Source organism: Phytobacter sp. V91 (assembly GCF_965644225.1).
Classification (GTDB): domain Bacteria; phylum Pseudomonadota; class Gammaproteobacteria; order Enterobacterales; family Enterobacteriaceae; genus CBFFRJ01.
In genome coordinates this window covers 1-1032 of sequence record NZ_CBFFRJ010000285.1, presented here as the reverse complement: position 1 = coordinate 1032, position 1032 = coordinate 1, and the positions used below count along the sequence as shown (strand labels likewise).

Here is a 1032-nt window from a genome sequence, read left to right as displayed (position 1 = left end):
CGGTGGCCAGGCTCGTGCATTCGACCAGATCGATAACGCGCCGGAAGAAAAAGCACGTGGTATCACCATCAACACTTCTCACGTTGAATACGATACCGAGATCCGTCACTACGCACACGTAGACTGCCCGGGCCACGCCGACTATGTTAAAAACATGATCACCGGTGCTGCGCAGATGGATGGCGCGATCCTGGTTGTTGCTGCGACTGACGGCCCGATGCCGCAGACTCGTGAGCACATCCTGCTGGGTCGTCAGGTAGGCGTTCCTTACATCATCGTGTTCCTGAACAAATGCGACATGGTTGATGACGAAGAGCTGCTGGAACTGGTAGAAATGGAAGTTCGTGAACTTCTGTCTCAGTACGATTTCCCGGGCGACGACACTCCGATCGTTCGTGGTTCTGCTCTGAAAGCGCTGGAAGGCGAAGCAGAGTGGGAAGCGAAAATCATCGAACTGGCAGGCTACCTGGATTCTTACATCCCGGAACCAGAGCGTGCGATTGACAAGCCGTTCCTGCTGCCTATCGAAGACGTATTCTCCATCTCCGGCCGTGGTACCGTTGTTACCGGTCGTGTAGAGCGCGGTATCGTTAAAGTAGGTGAAGAAGTTGAAATCGTTGGTATCAAAGATACTGCGAAATCTACTTGTACCGGCGTTGAAATGTTCCGCAAACTGCTGGACGAAGGCCGTGCTGGTGAGAACGTTGGTGTTCTGCTGCGTGGTATCAAACGTGAAGAAATCGAACGTGGTCAGGTACTGGCTAAGCCGGGCACCATCAAGCCGCACACCCAGTTCGAATCTGAAGTGTACATCCTGTCCAAAGACGAAGGCGGCCGTCATACTCCGTTCTTCAAAGGCTACCGTCCGCAGTTCTACTTCCGTACAACTGACGTGACTGGCACCATCGAACTGCCGGAAGGCGTAGAGATGGTAATGCCGGGCGACAACATCAAAATGGTTGTTACCCTGATCCACCCAATCGCGATGGACGACGGTCTGCGTTTCGCAATCCGTGAAGGCGGCCGTACTGT

General features: G+C 53.8%; 1 protein-coding gene. It reads left to right on the top strand.

The annotated features are described in order from the left end of the window. The coding region (gene tuf, locus ACSZO4_RS25665; RefSeq protein ID WP_437891903.1) for an elongation factor Tu at positions 1-1032 on the top strand (1032 nt) is incomplete at both ends.